Annotated in this window: 1 protein-coding gene; it reads right to left on the reverse strand. The window is 85.1% G+C overall.

Going from position 1 to position 930, the window contains the following annotated elements:
• Nucleotides 1–73: 73 nt before the first annotated feature.
• The gene (locus LQ51_RS12200; RefSeq protein ID WP_046565247.1) at nt 74–682 is read right to left on the reverse strand and encodes a hypothetical protein; all 609 of its coding nucleotides are present in this window, start codon (nt 680–682) and stop codon (nt 74–76) included.
• Nucleotides 683–930 lie beyond the last annotated feature (248 nt).

Genomic DNA, 930 nt, shown 5'->3' on the forward strand with positions numbered 1-930 from the left:
GCGGCCGACCCGGTCCGCGCCGCCGCCCGCAGCTGGGGCGGGGGACCGGCGCGCCGGGCGGGCCGGCGGCCGGTCAGGCGGGTCGGGTGCCTGGTCGGGGCGAGCGGGACGGGAGGGTCGCCCCGGCGTCCGGGAGGCGGCGACGCACGTCCTGGTCGGGCGGCGTCCAGCCGGTGGTGGCGGCGTCGGCCGGGTGACCCTGGGCCGGGCCGGCGGCGCCGGTGGCGAGGGTCCCGGTGTGGTGGGCGCTGGCCGGGGCGGGCCGGGTCGGGGCCGGCGCGTCCGGGCGCGGCAGGGTCGCCGCCTCCCGGACCCCGGTGGGCGCCGCCCGGATCAACGCGCGGGACGGCTCGGTCTCGGCGAGCGGGCCGACCGCGGCGTGGTTGTCGACGGCGGGGTCGGGCGCGGCTTCCGCGCCCGGGGTGGCCGGCGGCGTCGGCGCGGACGTGTCCGGTGGTGTGCCGGCAGCCGGGTCGGGGACGGCGGGATCAGCCGGGTCGGGGACGGCGGGGTCCGCCGGGTCGGGGTCGGGCCGGGGCGGGGTGAGCACCCGGGCCAGCCCTTGCGTGAGCGGGGCCAGCACCCGGCCGACCGGGGCCAGCACCGGGGCGAGGGCCCGGGTCACCGGGGTCAGCACGCCGGCCACCGGGGTGAGCAGGCGGTCGTGGACCGGCCGGAGCACCGGGGCGAGGACCCGGGCGGCCGGGGCTAGCAGGCGCGCGGGCGGTGTGCCCGCTGGCGTGCGGCCCCCGGCCGGCGGTCCGGCGGTCCCGTACCGGCCGGTGGGTGCGCCGGGCGGGAGTGCGGGCCGGCCGGAGGGCGTCGCGGGCCGTCCGGCGGCGGGCGGCGTCCCGATCCGGTCCGAGGTGGTGCGGGGCCGGGCGGGGCGGGGGAGCGGGCCGGCCGTCGGGCGACCGCCCGGCGCGGGCC

The organism is Micromonospora sp. HK10 (assembly GCF_000982955.1).
Lineage (GTDB): Bacteria > Actinomycetota > Actinomycetes > Mycobacteriales > Micromonosporaceae > Micromonospora.